This window comes from Anaerocolumna sp. MB42-C2 (assembly GCF_030913705.1).
Taxonomy (GTDB): Bacteria; Bacillota; Clostridia; order Lachnospirales; family Lachnospiraceae; genus Anaerocolumna.
In genome coordinates this window covers 5,191,555-5,208,350 of record NZ_CP133190.1, presented here as the reverse complement: position 1 = coordinate 5,208,350, position 16,796 = coordinate 5,191,555, and the positions used below count along the sequence as shown (strand labels likewise).

Annotated in this window: 12 protein-coding genes; 1 reads left to right on the top strand and 11 read right to left on the bottom strand. The window is 37.7% G+C overall.

What is annotated here, in order from left to right:
* Positions 1-106: 106 nt before the first annotated feature.
* The 9 genes from RBU59_RS23045 to RBU59_RS23005 all read right to left on the bottom strand — a co-directional run bounded on the left by RBU59_RS23045 (position 107) and on the right by RBU59_RS23005 (position 12,089).
* Complete coding sequence (locus RBU59_RS23045; protein ID WP_308144815.1) at positions 107-1,852, bottom strand: glycoside hydrolase family 2 protein; 1,746 nt, start codon at positions 1,850-1,852, stop codon at positions 107-109.
* On the bottom strand, positions 1,849-4,677 hold the full coding sequence (locus tag RBU59_RS23040; protein WP_308144814.1) for an alpha-L-rhamnosidase: 2,829 nt from the start codon (positions 4,675-4,677) through the stop codon (positions 1,849-1,851). The genes RBU59_RS23045 and RBU59_RS23040 overlap by 4 nt, the downstream gene beginning before the upstream one ends.
* A gap of 34 nt (positions 4,678-4,711) precedes the next feature.
* A complete protein-coding gene (locus RBU59_RS23035) occupies positions 4,712-5,593 on the bottom strand; it encodes a carbohydrate ABC transporter permease (RefSeq protein WP_308144813.1) in 882 nt (293 codons plus the stop codon).
* A gap of 15 nt (positions 5,594-5,608) precedes the next feature.
* Entirely contained in the window at positions 5,609-6,544 is a 936-nt protein-coding gene (locus RBU59_RS23030) for an ABC transporter permease (RefSeq protein ID WP_308144812.1), read from the bottom strand.
* 134 nt (positions 6,545-6,678) lie between these two features.
* A complete protein-coding gene (locus RBU59_RS23025) occupies positions 6,679-8,328 on the bottom strand; it encodes an extracellular solute-binding protein (protein WP_308144811.1) in 1,650 nt (549 codons plus the stop codon).
* A gap of 280 nt (positions 8,329-8,608) precedes the next feature.
* Positions 8,609-9,634, bottom strand: coding sequence for an AraC family transcriptional regulator (locus RBU59_RS23020; RefSeq protein ID WP_308144810.1), 1,026 nt, complete (start codon positions 9,632-9,634; stop codon positions 8,609-8,611).
* A gap of 24 nt (positions 9,635-9,658) precedes the next feature.
* A complete protein-coding gene (locus RBU59_RS23015; RefSeq protein WP_308144809.1) occupies positions 9,659-10,744 on the bottom strand; it encodes an AraC family transcriptional regulator in 1,086 nt (361 codons plus the stop codon).
* A 177-nt stretch (positions 10,745-10,921) separates the two neighbouring features.
* The gene (locus RBU59_RS23010) at positions 10,922-11,425 is read right to left on the bottom strand and encodes a Fur family transcriptional regulator (RefSeq protein ID WP_308144808.1); all 504 of its coding nucleotides are present in this window, start codon (positions 11,423-11,425) and stop codon (positions 10,922-10,924) included.
* Positions 11,426-11,714: 289 nt separating this feature from the next.
* Entirely contained in the window at positions 11,715-12,089 is a 375-nt protein-coding gene (locus RBU59_RS23005; protein ID WP_308144807.1) for a VOC family protein, read from the bottom strand.
* 350 nt (positions 12,090-12,439) lie between these two features.
* Here RBU59_RS23005 and RBU59_RS23000 point away from each other — a divergent pair, with 350 nt between their 5' ends.
* A complete protein-coding gene (locus RBU59_RS23000; protein ID WP_308144806.1) occupies positions 12,440-13,642 on the top strand; it encodes a Gfo/Idh/MocA family protein in 1,203 nt (400 codons plus the stop codon).
* Between the two features lie 182 nt (positions 13,643-13,824).
* On the opposite strand, the gene RBU59_RS22995 is transcribed toward RBU59_RS23000, so the two are convergent.
* On the bottom strand, positions 13,825-15,132 hold the full coding sequence (locus RBU59_RS22995; RefSeq protein WP_308144805.1) for a LysM peptidoglycan-binding domain-containing protein: 1,308 nt from the start codon (positions 15,130-15,132) through the stop codon (positions 13,825-13,827).
* Positions 15,133-15,260: 128 nt separating this feature from the next.
* The gene (locus RBU59_RS22990; protein WP_308144804.1) at positions 15,261-16,628 is read right to left on the bottom strand and encodes a C45 family autoproteolytic acyltransferase/hydolase; all 1,368 of its coding nucleotides are present in this window, start codon (positions 16,626-16,628) and stop codon (positions 15,261-15,263) included.
* Between the last annotated feature and the right edge of the window lie 168 nt (positions 16,629-16,796).

Below are 16,796 nucleotides of genomic sequence, written 5' to 3'. Positions count from 1 at the left end.
TATAGGAACTCCGAGTGATTGAAATTGGAGCTGTCTTAAGATTACAACAGCCCCAATTTCTTTTATTACATGCACTTACTGCCCGTTCAGGCTACATATTTAGCATCTATCTCATATTATTAATATTTCTGATGGCTTCAAAATTGAATTTCGGTATGTGATCCATTGTCAATAGCCCATTTACTTCCTGATAAACATCAGTTAATTGAGTATAACAGAATCCCATTATCTGTTCTACTTCCATTATGCCTTTCGTTACATCGGCGTATCTGGCAATCACCGCATCCACTCCCTGCTCTGCCTCACCGTATCCCCAGTTGGTTTCATTGGCATCTGTAGCTAATGCAACGCCGCCATATTCCGTTATCATAAACGCACTTTTTTCACCCTGATATGTCTCTTTAAAAGAAAACAACCTTCTACCCATTGGAAATATACTTTCCGGATGTTTAAGTGCTTCCTCGGTGTATTTATCCGTGATCTCCTTACCCTTTGTATGATAGTCATGTATACCTACTATGTCTGCGTAAACATTTTCCCAGCCATCATTTGTGCTTACAAGCCTGGTAGAATCCATAGCCTTTATCATAAAATACAGTGCTTTTCCAAAGTTCTGCTGACAACTGTCTACAAGGATCTTACGGACTCCCCAAGATTCATTTAACGGCACCCAGGTTATGAGACTGGGATGATTATAATCCCTTATAATAAACTCTTGCAAATCTCTGGTTATGTTACATATCTCCTTATCACAGTATTCATAGGCGCTTGGAATTTCTCCCCATACCAAAAGTCCCATTCTGTCGGCCCAATAATAATATCTGGGGTCTTCAATTTTTTGGTGTTTTCTAGCCCCATTAAAGCCAAACGCTTTCGTTACTTCAATATCATAGCGCAAGGCATCATCATCAGGAGCTGTCAGACCGCTCTCTTTCCAATAACCCTGATCCAAAATCATTTTTAAATAAATTGGTGAATTATTCAATAAAATTCTGCCGTTATCAATACTGATCTTACGCATTCCGAAATAAGTTTCTATATGGTCCTGGAGCTTTTCATTTCGCTTTAGTTCCACCTGCATATCGTATAAATTCGGCGTATCGGGTGTCCAATAATGCAATTCATCTATGAAATCCTCTGCTTGCAGACTAATCATCACTTTTGTACGGTACCCATCTATCGTAGCCGTTGTGCTTTTGACAATAGTTCCTTTATAAGAAATCTCTATTTCCAAAAGATCACCTGGTTTGAATTCCTCTATTGTTACAATTGCTTCCACATTGTTGGTATCAATGTCCGGTGTCAATTTAATATTGTTAATCGGACTGCCTTGTGTTGCCTCCAGCCACACATTCTGCCAGATCCCCGAGTTCTGAATATACCAGCAGCGGTCCGTCTGTTCTTTCCAGTACTGTTTTCCTCTGGGCTGCGCTGTATCTGGATAATCTGTTACTTTCACTAAAAGTTCATTTTTTTCTTTCAAATGCTTTGTTATTTCAAATTCAAAGGGAGTATAACCACCTTCATGGTTTCCCAAATATACACCATTGCACCAAACATCGGCACGATAATCCACCGCACCGAATTTCAGCCATATACGTTTATTAAACATCGGCTCCGGAATAGCAAATTCTCTTTTATACCATATAATATTATGCATCTTACTTATATCTATTCCGCTCCTTGGCGTTTGATAGGTAAATGGCACCAGAATTTCTTTTGGCAGCTTATTAAATAACCATTCCTGTTCCTCTTTATCTCTGTCCTCATCAAATGCAAATTGCCAGGTACCATTTAAACTATACCAATTATCCCTTGCAAAGTCCGGTCTTGGCACATAGGTGTCTCTCATACTTTTCTCCTTTTAACTCTCCATCTATAACTCCCAGATGGTATATTGCTGATTCTTATGTATCCTTCTTCTAATACTTCCCCTGTTTCACCGAACTCTCCCTCCAGGCTAAGAACCTCCTCAGGTTTACATGGGATATAGATATCCGCCCTGCTTCCAACAGGGATCACAACTTCCATTTCAATTCCACCCTTTTGTTCGCAGCAGGATAACTTTACTTTTCCACGTACCGTGAACACTGAACCTTTTATAGAATTAATATTTTCCTGGATATATGGTTTCATTTCAATCTTTCGGTATCCTGGTTCTAAAGGTTTGATTCCCAGGACAAACCGGAATATCCATTCTTTTACATGTCCCATCATAGCATGATTGCGGGAACGCCCCAAACCATTCCAAAGCTCCGTATAATTCCAGAATTCCGGCAGTGTTGTCAATCCCTGATCCACATGATGACGGTAACTTGGTTCCGTTGGATTCATGACCATCCGATATACAACATCATTCTTACCGGCTGAGGCCAGGGCATGAAAAACCTGTTTTAGACCTACTTCTCCCGAAGTCAGATGATCTCCGGCTCTGTTGATGGCTTCCAATAGTTTCATAAGAGCAGCTTCTTTCTTCTCGGGTTTTATAATTCCTGAAAAAAGAGCGCATCCATAGCTGGCCTGACTGTCATTTCCATAAGTTTCTTTATCCGGCTGATAGCATTCTTTATCCTCATAAAATCCGGCTCTGATAGTTTCTGCCAGCTTTAGATATTTCTTCTCCTTTTCTTTCTCTCCCAGGATTTGAGAAACCTTACTTACTGTGACAGTCTGAAGATAAAAGGCACAGGTAGCCACCAGTACCACAGGTGTATTTTCATTTAACTGACCCCATTCTCCCATGTGAGCATAACCTTTTAGTATACCGTTATGGGCTGATTGCTTAAGGTGCTCCAAATAGCCGCACATCATCGGGTAAGCACTTTTTAACATCCCGGCATCTCCATATTCCAGGTAATAATACCAGGGTGTCATAATACCTGCCCCTCCCCAGTTGGGGTCTTTAAACAATCTGCCGATACGATGATATTCAGGAGCTATTGCCGGTATAAACCCGATGCCCTCTGTTTCCTTGTTGGAAAGCCTCTTAAAATCAAAACCCGGATACTTCTTACTATCCGCTTCCATAGGCGGCACAGCCAGAATATCTTCTGATATCTGTGCATCCTGCATATCCTGAACTATTTTGGGGATCCAGCTACGTATATCATAGCCGGCTGCCATAGCAGAAAACATGAGATGTGTCGTTTCAAGCCAGCCTAATTTCTCGATTTGAGGACAATCGGTAAAACTGGACATCATATTGCTCTCAATGGAACGGTCGGTAATTTCATTAATTTTATTCAGTAAATCATTATTTGTTTTAAAATCTGAATATTTTTCATTCATTACTCTCACGGCACAGCCATCAAAGTTATCCACCGTCGGTATTCCGGGAAATCCTGCTACTTCCACGTATTGAAATCCGTGATAGCAAAATACAGGGTGCCATTCTTCCTCCCCTGTTCCTGCGATTGTATAACAGTCCTTAACACTGCAGGAAAACAATGTGTCGCAGCTTTGTGTAGAAGAGGCCTGGTCCACACCGCTCCCATCCGGTTTTAAGATCTCAGCAGGGTACATCTTTACTTTTCTTCCTGCATACTTTTTGGTGTCTTTAAGTTTCAGAACGGGAAATCCTGCAAAGTTTATTCCCATATCCACCAGCCAGTTCCCGTTTGGCAGCTGCACAACACTCTTTGCCCTCCATCTCTTTTCTATTTGGATCGGCAGAAACTCTCTGGCTGAGAGTTTTCCTTTTGGCGGAGCCATCGGTACTGCATTTGTCCAGTCGGTCCTGTCAATACATGGCATATCCCACCCCTTATTCTTCAAGGCTGCCTGGGCATCATAATCCTCACCCCCATACCAGTTCTGAAACGTAATGGGACTATCTGTTATCTTCCAGGTTTCATTGCTGACCAGTGCGGTCTCTATGGTTCCATCTATCCTGGTCAGTTCTACCTGGACAATTAACTTTTTATTACCGCAGATACCGTTCTTTAGAAAAACAGTATCATCTTTCTGGTAACGGTGATTCCAACAAAGAGTGCCGTCTCCCATCTTCATTACCGGAGCCGCTGCAAAATTCTCATACTGGCCATTTCCCAGTATAACACCTAATACATTTTCCCCCTCTGACAAAAACGCTGTAATATCATAAGTAATATAGAATACCCGGCGGTTGAACTCACTTTCTCCGGGTTCAAATAAGTTATCGGATAACGGTTTTCCATTTAAGCTGGCAATAAACAATCCCAAGCCGCTGATATAAGCTCTGGCTTTTTTTACGGTATCTATGTTGCGAACCTGAAAACTTCCTGCAAATGCAGGTGCCGTTGCTTTATTCCCGTCAAAATCATCACCTTGTCCAATCCATCCGGCTATCCAGTCACTCTCTTTAAGGAGACCCAATTCAAACCGTGACGCAGTACTCCACTCTGTTTCCTGCCCCCATGCATCCCAGACCCTTACCCTCCAGTAGATTTCCTGTCTGGATTTAAGCTCTGATCCGTCATAAGGAATAGCAAAATTATCTGTGCTTTGAACTTTGCCGCTATTCCACAAATCAGCTCTTTCTTCTGTAAGCAATTCTTCTTTGGAGGCAGCAAGAATCTGATAAGCCGTCTGTTCGTCACCTTTTTTTTCCGAATCCAGTTGATAACTAAAACAAGGATGAGATAACCCCAGCCCCAGCGGATTAAGTAAGTTCTGTATCATTAGTTTTGTTATCTGCATTATTATAATCCCTTTCTATTTATCATACTAGCGCCTAACCTTTTACCGCTCCTACTGTCATACCTTTAACAAAATACTTTTGTGCAAAAGGATAGATCAGCATGATTGGAATTAATGCTATAAAAATCTGTGCACATCGAATCGTCCGGTCATCTATCATTGATAATGCTTTATACTGATCTATACTTAGAAGGCTCATATCCCTTTTAACTACTACCGTATATAAAAACGATGCTAACGGATAGCTATCCGGAAAATTGGAAAAAATCAAACCGTCAAAATAACTGTTCCAATGGGTGATAAACGAAAATAGTGTCAGTGTTGCAATCGATGGCTTTGCACAGGGTACATAGATACGAAAGCAGGTCTGAAACTGATTTGCTCCGTCAATCAGCGAAGCTTCTTCCAATTCCTTAGGAATACCTCTGAAGAAATTTAACATTAATACAATATTATATACCGGCACCGCTAAGGGTAAAACCAAAGCCCATATGGTATCCATCATATGCAGATTCTGAATCAGCATATAACCTGGAATCAACCCCCCTGAGAACAACATAGTAAAGAAAAACACCCAGACATACACACCTCTTAACCTCAATTGTTCCTTATCCTTTGATAACGGATATGCTGTCATTATTGTAATTAACATCATCAAAGGAACGCCTATAACCACTCTTTCCACTGATTTTAACAAGGAATTCCAGAAATCTTTTTTTCCGATTACATACTCATACGCATGTATATTAAAATCCACAGGCAGTAATGATACCTTACCTGTAGATACCGCTGTTGCACTGGAAAATGACATAGCAAGTATATTTAATAAGGGAAACAGGCACAGCACAGCCAGAATTATCAAAATAGTATAATTGATAATCTGAAAAACCAGCCTTCCCGTAGTTAATTTTTTCATTCTGCTTCCCTCCTTCTAGAAAATGCGGTAATCTGCAAATTTATAAGCCAAATAGTAAGAAACGGAAATAAACATTGTAGAGATTATCGATTTAAATAAACCAACAGCCGTAGCAGGTCCATACTGAGCGTCAATCAAACCCATCCGGTAGACAAAGGTATCCAGTATATCCCCTGATTCATAAACTGCTTTGCTATACATATTAAATACCTGATCAAATCCTGCATTTAATACGTTGCCAAGGCTTAAAACCAACATCAGCACAATAATCATTCTCATACCCGGAAGTGTCACATGCCAGGTCTGCCGCCACCGGTTTGCACCGTCAATCTGTGCGGCTTCATAAAGATCCGTATCAATTCCCAAAATCGCAGCCAGATATACAATCGCACCATATCCAAAATTTTTCCAGATATCTGTGGTAATCAGTGTCGGTTTAAAATACCGGTTGTCCCCCAGGAAGAAAATGTCCTGGCCTCCAAACTGATGAATGATATGATTAATAATACCCGTGCTCGGTGAAAGCATATCTAAAAAAATTCCTCCAAGAACAACCCAGGATAAAAAATACGGTAGATATACAATTGTCTGTATTGATCTTTTAAAACTGTTTTTTTGTACTTCATTTAAAAGAAGTGCAAAAATTATCGGAACAAGTAATCCTAAGAGGATTTTCCAGAATGCAATAATAATCGTATTTTTTATAGCCTGATCAAAACCGGGCAGTCCGAACACATAGGTAAAGTTATCAAAACCCACCCATTTTTGGTTTCCAAACATTCCTTTACTGGGAATAAACTTCTGAAACGCAATTATCAGCCCTGCCATTGGTGTATAACTAAACACTGCAATTAAAATCAGTCCCGGCAGCAGCATCAGATGCAAGGGCAGTTCCCTTCTGAAAACGGATAAGGTATATTTTCTATTTGCATATCTTTTTTTATTGTTCATATTGTTCTTCCTCCACGACATGGCTTTTTCCATCTTCCTGCAGCAGACATGTTTAACAATTGCCTGCAACAGGAGGATGGAAAGGAAGAGGGATTTACCATCCCTCTCGCTATCCCTTATCACTTAAAACATTTTTATTTGTTTTCGGAATACCATTCATTGACTTCTGCTGTCATTTTGTCCCCGCCAGCTGTTTTCCAGTCATTCACAACTTTATCAAAAGAATCCAGAGAGCTCTGACCTGCTATTATCTTAAGGAATTCCTGATCTAACATATCATCCAGGGTGGATTTTGTTGAGGCCATAATTTCGCCCGGTGCTCCGACAAAATTATCATACACCAGTTCAACATTGCTGCTGTTTTGATAAGCCATCAATAACTGCTGAGAGCCGTTTTCACCAAAGACCCTGTTCCAGCCCCACAGTGTTTTATCCCCTTTGAGCGCTTTATAGCTGTAATCCCACATGGAGTACTGTTCTCCGGTAAGTTTTCCGGGATCTCCGGTCTTTAACGGTTCCTCAATTGCCTTTGCGGTTACCTGATTCTTATTAGGACTGTTAATGGTTACCGGCGAAAGTCTCCATACGCCCTCCAAACCATTTCCCGGATTTGCATATACTTTATATTCGTTTAATTCAGGGTCCAAAACTTTTTCACAGTACAAATTCAACATTTGAATCAAAGCTTCCGGATGTTTACAATTCTTGCTGACAGCATACCAGCTTCCGGTACACATATGAATACCAGGTGTGATTGTCTCCCCCGCTTCTTTCATGGGAATCATATAGGGCATCCAGTCTGCATTCGGATCTGCATCTACCGTGTCCTGCAGCGGCCATAGGGAAGTTGCATGATAACCATATATTGCACCGCATTTTCCGTTCACTAATGCTTCCTTGGCTTTATCACTGTCATTTACATAGAATTCGGGATCAAGAAGACCATCTTTATATAACTCGGCAAGTCCGCCCAGTGCTTCTTTCATCTTAGGTGTCGTGCTTCCATACTCTAGATTTCCGTTTGCATCCTTTATCCAATATCCCGGATAAGCGCCATAAGCATTGGTCCAGCCTTTGATATCGAAGGTATTACCATAAATATCACTGCTTACAGCAAGACCAACCGCACCGTCTCCAACATAATCTTTAAACGCTTTCAGAATATTCTTCAGTTCATCCAGTGACTTAGGTGCCTGGAGATTTAATTTATCCATCCAATCCTGACGCAGCCAGAGCATCTGAGCTGTTTCAAGATCACAATCCACGTAAGGAATGCCATATTGAGTACCATCATAAGTCGCAGCCTTAATACTTGCATCTCCGGCTGAAGCAATCAGGTCTTTTACAAAGTCACTGGCATATTTGTCAAAGTACGGCTTTATATCAACGATCAAGTCAGATTCTACCAGCTGTTTTAAATCCGACTTGCCAACGCAGACAATATCCGGAATCTCACCGGAGGCCATTGCCGCATTAAATTTCTGGGTCTGTAAATCCCCGCTGGATGCGATCCATAAATACTTCACATCGTAACCAAGTTTCTTGGCAATCAGGTCAGTCCAAAGATTCTCCTCATAGGTCGTATTCTCCATTTTTGCAAAAATATCTGTCTCCATGGAAGAATCCTGCGCGCGGGAAAAGGTAATGGGAATCAGACTTTTATCCTCAGTTGTTGTTTCCCCGTCTTTTACGGATGATGTTTTGTCTGCAGCCTTATTACCGCACCCAGCCAATAAGGATGTCATAAGTACCGCCATCATGAATACCGCCAACATTTTTTTCATAAAATAGTTCCTCCTTTACATTTTTACTACAGCAACATTTAAAACAATCCGGATCTTTTGTACTTTATGTACAAACACATTATACATTCCGTCGCTTTATTTAACACTCTATATAAAACTTGTTTTATATGACCTTTTATAATAATACATTTAAGTTGTGCATATCTGGATAATTCATACAAAAATACCCCCTCTTACTGTCAGTATAAATTTATTTCTCTTCAGATAATAAAAAGGAAGCTTTCGCTTCCTTTTTTCTAATATCTCTTTATTAAATAAATTATAAAAATATTCCCTCTTTATCACGATATCCCTGTGGAGTTTTGCCGTATTGTTTTTTAAAACTGCGGTAAAAATTTGTTATATTATAATATCCGACTTCCTCTATGATTCTCTCCACGCTTTTATTCGTGTTTTTTAGCAAATATACTGCCTTGCGAAGCCTGAGATCCCTTAGTAAATAATTAAAAGTATATCCGCTTTCTCTGACAATATAGTGCCTTAATTCACTTTCGTTCATCTCAAAGTGTCTTGTAAGCTCCTCCATGGTAACAGTTTTTAAATTATTTTTAATATACTGAATAATTGCCGGGAGCACATATACATCATCCATCAATTCTTCTAACAGTTGAAGTTCGCTTAAGTGCTCCCTCATCACGATGCCAAGAAAAATCATAGCATAACTCTTCATCAATAAATTACTGGCTCCGGATTCTCTCTCTGATTCCTCAAATATATTTTCTACCCAGCGGTCCAATTTGGGATCATTCGGGCAGCGAAATAATAACATCCGGTTGCTGTGCTTCGTATATAAAATTTTCCAGAAAAAATCCGATAAAATATTTTGTTCCATTAAAATCCCGGAAAAAGCATTGGAAAAAGAGCTGATTCTCATTAAAATATTGATAACCGAATCTTCATCCTGCTTTGAAAAAACAGTATGTTTAATACCCGGAGTGACAATACAGAAATTACCCGCATTCATTACATACTGTATATCATTAAGATATACAACAACTTGTCCGCTAAGAACATAAATAACTTTAATAAATTCCAGCCTGTGAATAAACGGAGGACAATAACGTGAATTCCTTATGCATTTCACTTCTTCCTCACTTGATGTAAAAAAGTCTTCTTCGTTCAACACGTTTCCCATTTTGGTAGGTTCTTTTTCAGGAATAAATTTAATACCTTTCTTATGGCACCTATGAACCACTTCCGTCCAATCATTTACAGGTATCTCCCATTCCTCCGGCATCATTTCGTACAACCTTTTATAGAGGATTTCCTCCTTGCTTAGTTCCATAACCAATCGCTTTCCTCTTCTCTGTTAAATTCGCATCACTTCTGCCTGACGTTTCTTCTTTCTATATACTGCCGGTGTCATACCATAGGTCTCTTTAAAATTCCGAAAGAAAATACTTTGATCCCGGTAACCGATAAGAGAAACGATCCGTTCCATATTACATTCCGTTTTGATTAATAATTCGGCTGCTTTCCTCATCCTCATCTCCAATAGCATGTGACTAAAAGTATAACCGGTCTCTTTGTGAAAATACCGGCTTAAATATCCCTCACTCACATAAAATTCCTTTGAAAGAGAGGCTAAAGAAACGGTATCTATATTCCTTTTCATATACTGCTGATATTCAATTAAAGGATATTTTTCGATCTTTTTACTCTCCTTTAGTAACACAGCATCCTCCTCATTAATTCTTAAAATATATCCAAATATGGACATCATCATGCTTTTCATCACCAATCGGCTTTTTTTTGGCAGTAAAAATGTCTCCTCATACAGCTCAATTACGCCATCTTCCAGAAGTTTATAAGGTTTGCTATAAAAGAGCATCACTTCACCTCCCCGTTTGTGATAAAGCATTTTCCAGAAAAAATCCGCAATAATTCCGCTCTCATTAATTTCTAACAGTTCCGGAAAAGCTTCTGTAAAGGAACTTCTGCGAATCAGCAGATTTATAACAATATCTTTATCAGAATGTGAAAAAACCGTCTGTTCTACTTCCGGTGCTACAATACATATGTTTCCGGCACATAGTTCGGTCCATTTTCCTGCATAGTAAAACATACAATTCCCACAAAACACATAAATTAATTTAATAAATTCCAAGCCGTGTAAAAAAGCAGGACAGTAGCGGGCATTAACAACTATATTCGTTTCTTCAAATATTTCCTGAGAAAAAAATTCGTCTTCTGTAAAACGATTTTCGATAGGTGTCGGCGGCAACTGTGGCAGACTTATTTCCCCGTCTTTGTTATTCGCGGTAAAACGTCTTAGAAATTCCTCCCAGCTTCTAATCGGTTCTTCATAAATCTGAGGATTCTGAAGATATAAATTTTTGTACAATTTTTCTTCTTCTCTCAAAAAAAAACTTTGTATAAAGCTATCACGATCCATACAATACCTCTTACTACATTTCACTCTCCCTCATATGAGGGGATTTGCTGTCACATTCCCAGTTACGATTAAACTCTACTTTATCCTTATTAATTTTATCATTAATGATATTGTTTTTCGATAAGCAACTTTAGAAATTAAATTATATCATCCGACATCATACCGGTCAAGATACCCTTAACCCCTCATCACAGCCACATCTGCAACCTCTTCATTTATTAACTTTTTTGAACAATTCTTACATATCCCGTAAATCTGTACTTTTGGATTGGTTACAATAAAACCTTTTTCTGTAAATACTTTCTTTTCTATATATTCCAGCTGCTCTTTCGGGATATCGATCGAATCCTGGATATCAACTACATCTCCACAAATTTCACATATTAGATGCTGGTGCTCCCTCTTTTCCTCAGGGTCTATTATCTGGTACCTCAGATCCCCGTCGTCCAGTGCTATATGCCTTATGAATCCAACTTTTTCAAACAATTTTATGGTTCGGTAGACCGTTGCTAACCCTACACGGCATTTCGTTTTCTTTAACTCATCGTATACCTCTTCAACACTTAAATGCCTGTCCCTGTTTTTAATTATAACCTCCAATACTCTTCGTCGTTGATTTGTCTGTTTATATCCCGCTGTCTCCAGTATGTGATCAAATGAGTCTGCCTTTGCTGCTGTCATATGTTCTACCTCCATTTTCATTCAAACTGCTTTCCTCTATGTTTGGACTATGTACTACCGCCCTTTTTTAATACAATATATCTTGAATTTAAACTCAGTATAAACTGGTACTATATTTTTAAGAAACAGCAAAAGGAAGTTCGAAGAATTATCAAAGAAATAATAAAGCGGGAACAGCCAAACTGGCTGTTTCCCGCCTTATTATTATCAAAATATGGGCTTCTTTTAAATCAGCATCTATTTTCCCACAGCCAGACTGTCTTCTGACTATTAACTTACTTATCCTAAACTAAAGATAATGTGGTCCTCCTATTTCAATAATATGATTGTCCGGATCATATATTCGGAATATTTTTTGCCAAGGTAATTCTATAATTCCGTGAATTACTTTTACATTTTTCTGTAGAATCTTGTTATATTCTTCTTCAATATCTTCTGTCTCAAAATAAATATCTATATTGTTACGCCCTTGTTTTCCAGTAGGAAGGAGCTTGTTTATTTCCGCTTCCGGTTTAAGTTTATTCGCCTGATGTATTGAAAAACGCTCTTTAAAGATCACCATGTTCTCCCAATCATATAAGATCTCCAGTCCCATTACATTAATATAGAATTCCTTTGATACATTTATATCTTCAACTAAAACTATGGTATCAGCATGTCTCATTTTTCTTCACCTCCATTAGCGTACAGGCATTTACCCATACTTATACTTTACTCAATGATTTTTTAGTAAGCACTCAGCTATTAGCTTACATCCAGCTTATCTATTAAATTATCATAATTCATTATCCCACAATTAGCTTAATCTTTCAATATTTTTTACCATATTCTTCCTCTCTGGCAAAATGAAATAACTGAATGTAGTAAATAGCAAAAAACGCATATTTTTAAACAAACAAAATATATAAAAATCCTGATTGAAAGTATTAAAATATAAATAAAGGATATTCCGGAAAGTGCAACAGGTTTTTCATATCCGGAATAGCTGTCATTTTACAATACAGGAGATTAACAATGAATAAAACAATATCAATCCTTATGGTGGGTGCCGGGGGATATGGAAATTATTATGTGGATGCACTGCTCGATAATGAATACACAAAGGATATAACCATAGCAGGTGTCGTTGATCCCAATCCTTTGGCGTGCAGAAATTTAGATATACTAAAGAAAATGAATGTACCATTTTTTACTTCGATTGAGGAGTTTTACAGCCAATATGAAGCTGATCTGGCAATTATATCGACTCCCATACAATTTCATAAAAGTCAGGTGTGTTATGCTTTGTCCAAAGGAAGTAATGTATTATGCGAGAAACCTGTATGTGCAACAATACAGGATGCATTAGCGATGCTAAAAGCTCAAAAAGAAACTGATAAACTTGTTTCCATCGGCTTTCAATGGTCCTATAACGAGGCAATTCAAAAATTGAAGAAAGATATTATGGGTGGAGTATTTGGAAAACCGTTGAGGTTTAAAACCATTGTACTTTGGCCAAGAAATGAGGACTACTATAATAGAGGTTGGGCAGCAAAGATAAAGGATAACTCCGGTAATTGGATTCTGGACAGTATTGCTAATAATGCTGCTGCTCATTATCTTCATAATATGTTATTTTTACTTGGGGACTCTATGGATACCAGTGAATATCCAAAAAAAATAACCGCAGAATTATATCGTGCCAATCATATAGAGAATTTTGATACTGTATGTGCCAAAATAATCACTAAAAAAGGAGTCGAACTGTGTTTCTACGCTTCCCATGCAACCCTAGAACACCTTGATCCGACTTTCCAATATGAATTTGAAAATGCATGTATTACATTTCATACAGGGACAGATATACAAGTCAGATTTAAAGACGGAAGTATAAAAAATTATGGAAATCCAGATGAGGCTGCTTATACTAAATTGTATAATACTCTGGATACCGTGAGGGGTATTACAAAATCACCCTGCAATATTAAGACATCATTGCCCCATATCATATGTATTAATGGAATGCAGGAATCCAAAAGGAATATCCTTGATTTTCCAGTCAATTTAGTTAAATATGACAGTGCAACAAGAACAGTTTATACGGAAGGTTTGAATGATATATTGAAAGATTGTTATGATAATTGGACTTTTCCTGCTCAGATTAAAATTCCATGGGCCGAATCCGGAAAAGAAATAAACCTGGAAGATTACACCTATTTTAATGATGATATATCGTAAGATAATAGATCGTATGCAAGTCTCGAAATGAATAACAGTCATCTACAAATTCATGTACAAAAATGGGACAAAAAATTTTTGACCCATTTTTGTATAACGATTTTTTTCACTAACCATTGTTCATTCTCATCTACATTCTGATAAACATCATAAAAATCCACTCTCTTGTATGGTTTATAACCTTACAAGGAATCAGAACTGTTCTCGGGTAATATTTTTTTTATCGTAAAATTTGAATTAATTATAAGCCATAGCTGCGGATAATAGGTCATGATATTCCATAAACCTGTTCCCTGCAATTCATTTTCTATGACTAGTTGTACTATTGCATAAATGGTCCTGGCGTCTACAAACCACACTATATGCTGTGCTGTATTTTTACCGATATTATATTCATAATATGGTGTTTCTGAAATTTTATCAAACAGTATGGTAGATTTCGTTATCCTTGCCAACTCCACCGCAGTATCTAATGTAATTGCATTTCCTTTCGTAAAACCCTCTATATAGGGAATCTCCCAATCATAACCCAATAATGGAAATCCGATATTAATATTTTGAGGTGCTATCATTTGTTTCATATAATTGACATATATAGAAATATCACTTATTGAACTTACAGGCATAGGAGGCCCAAACTGAGTACCCCAGAAAAATCTCATTACATAAGTTAAATCCACTAATTCATTATAATTTGAATAATTCACTTTCTCAAACAGCAGCTCATTTTCTTCTGTCATAAAATTAGGATCTATGGTAACAAATACCGGAAACCCTTCCTTATTCAAGTGAGATGTTATTCGCTTAAGATACTCTATATAAAGTTCCTGATTGTCTTTGTTTAAATATGTAATCGTAATATTTACTCCGTAATATCCTTTTTCTTTCATTATTTTAAGCATGTTTTGTGCATGTCTATCCTGGTAATCCGGGTTTAATAGTATATCGTTCACCAATTCGGGATTTCGTTCACCTCGAAATGTTACACTTGTAACAAGCATTAAAGGTGCCACTCCAAAATATTTGGCAATCGCAATCAAATCAGAATCATCATAGAATGACTCTATCTCACCTTGCTTCAAGGTTTTATAATTTAGGATAGAAAGATAAGTTAAATATGGTAAAGACTTTTTAGCAATATTCTTATCTATAAAAGGAAACGCATAGGCATTTGTAGTAACAGTTGCATTCGTATTGTAATTGATAATAAGTACTTCTCCAGGATAAATAAATTCCCTGTCCCAAAGGTATGGATTATTTCTATATAACTGCATGATTGATATTCCATTATTGAATGCAATCTCAGATAACGTATCGCCTTCTTGTACAAGATATGTTTTTTGCGGATAAGTAATTACAATGGTTTGCCCAAAAACCAAATCATAAGGATTGCTTATTCCATTATCAAGTATAAGCCTTGTTTCTGTTACACCAAATTGATTCGCAATTGATGTAATGGTATCACCGTCCTGCACTACGTAAATGTCCATAAAAATACCCATGCTTCAAGTTTTTATTATTATATGTTAAAAAAGATAAAAACTTTACTTTACAGCATATGATTATTCTGCAAATCCAAAGGAAGTTACTGATGGAGCCATTTAAAGATCAGAAGATTTTATATCTTATAACCTGGCGACTTTGTACATTTGTTACCCCTGACAAGTGTCCATGGCTGTGTCGGTCTGTCCAAAAGGAACTCTCTTTGCCACTCCCATTGAGGGTGTTTCTTTAAAAACTCATCAACATAAAATGGTTCACAGCAAGACCTTCCGTATCTTGCCCAGAATGAGAAATCTTTGGCATAACTGCTGGATACGACTTTTCCATCAACTGCACCTCCGGGGTTATAGGGTTTATTTCCTGTCATACCGGTAAATTCAAAAGGATCAACGTCCCAATGCCCGCATATGGTACGATTACCTGGCTGATAAATTCCCAAATAGATATCATAATGATCTTCCAACATAAATTCAGCATTTTCGATATCAATCTTTCCATAATTCATCTCCATTAACTGTTTCCATCTTACTTTTCTTGATCCATTACCGCGAATATCGTTATATTCAGTATTTTCACATTCCAGATTTCTGATCCTTGGATCTTCTGCTTCGTTAAATCCGGTAAAAAATCCATTCTTTAATTTGTCCAGACTGCTGTAAACAAGACCCAATTCGAAACGGGCAATTTCCTTCGTATTGATATCTCCAAGAAGCCAGCTGTTTGCAATACCTCCGTTATTCTCTTTTTCCATTATCCGGGCCCATTCATCAATGGTACTTCCATATTGTTTTGCTTTTCGTACACGGGAAAATTCAGGAACTCCGCCCTCTTTATATTTGTTAAAGCCATTTATCGTTGTGGCAGTTCCCATGATTCCGGCACCAGTAATAAAAAAATCCGACATGCTGTGGATGAATCCGGGAATACATTGCATCATTACCCTATATCCATCCGTTGGTATAATATCAAGTATTACATAAAAATACTGGGCCAGGAAGAAATCCCACCAGGTATTATGCCCCATTACTATTTCATTGTCTTTTGTTGCATCTCCGGCAGCGATAAATGCGCTGCAGTGCTCAGTTTTGTCCTTTACCCAACTAATCCTGCTGTCTTTAACACTTGGCCACCAATAATAGATAAGTTCTATATAACCATTCATTACCACCAAAGCATCAAAAGAAATTTTACAACCGGCTGCCGATACTCCATCAGCAATTCCCCGCAATTCCTCAATAAATTCACTGTCAATGCTCGGAGAAAAGAGAGTGTGTGCGGCCTCTATAAAATATTCTATTTCTTTGCCTGTATTTAAAAATGTTATAGCGGCCAAATTTTTAAATACTTTTGAAATATCTTTCGCAAGATGATATCCATGCTGAAAACCTCTTTCATATGGTGCACCCTCAATATGTAAAAAAGTCCATCCATTTTCTCTGAAGCAGTACGAATTAGCCATGTAACACTCTATATCATTGTTCATATCTACCTTCCTTTTTAGATGTGTAAATCTCATAACAATATATTCCTGATATGATTTAATGTTCATCTAAGCTCTTGGTCTGAACATTTTATTCATACACTTTGAAACCATACATATAAGACAAAATGCCGACAGTACTGGCGGCATTTATGTGTTTGGCTTTTGATC

Coding starts and splice junctions, on each gene's coding strand:
- RBU59_RS23045 (WP_308144815.1), bottom strand. CDS start 1,852: ATGAGAGACACCTATGTGCCAAGACCGGACTTTGCAAGGGATAATTGG.
- RBU59_RS23040 (WP_308144814.1), bottom strand. CDS start 4,677: ATGCAGATAACAAAACTAATGATACAGAACTTACTTAATCCGCTGGGG.
- RBU59_RS23035 (WP_308144813.1), bottom strand. CDS start 5,593: ATGAAAAAATTAACTACGGGAAGGCTGGTTTTTCAGATTATCAATTAT.
- RBU59_RS23030 (WP_308144812.1), bottom strand. CDS start 6,544: ATGAACAATAAAAAAAGATATGCAAATAGAAAATATACCTTATCCGTT.
- RBU59_RS23025 (WP_308144811.1), bottom strand. CDS start 8,328: ATGAAAAAAATGTTGGCGGTATTCATGATGGCGGTACTTATGACATCC.
- RBU59_RS23020 (WP_308144810.1), bottom strand. CDS start 9,634: ATGGAACTAAGCAAGGAGGAAATCCTCTATAAAAGGTTGTACGAAATG.
- RBU59_RS23015 (WP_308144809.1), bottom strand. CDS start 10,744: ATGGATCGTGATAGCTTTATACAAAGTTTTTTTTTGAGAGAAGAAGAA.
- RBU59_RS23010 (WP_308144808.1), bottom strand. CDS start 11,425: ATGACAGCAGCAAAGGCAGACTCATTTGATCACATACTGGAGACAGCG.
- RBU59_RS23005 (WP_308144807.1), bottom strand. CDS start 12,089: ATGAGACATGCTGATACCATAGTTTTAGTTGAAGATATAAATGTATCA.
- RBU59_RS23000 (WP_308144806.1), top strand. CDS start 12,440: ATGAATAAAACAATATCAATCCTTATGGTGGGTGCCGGGGGATATGGA.
- RBU59_RS22995 (WP_308144805.1), bottom strand. CDS start 15,132: ATGGACATTTACGTAGTGCAGGACGGTGATACCATTACATCAATTGCG.
- RBU59_RS22990 (WP_308144804.1), bottom strand. CDS start 16,628: ATGAACAATGATATAGAGTGTTACATGGCTAATTCGTACTGCTTCAGA.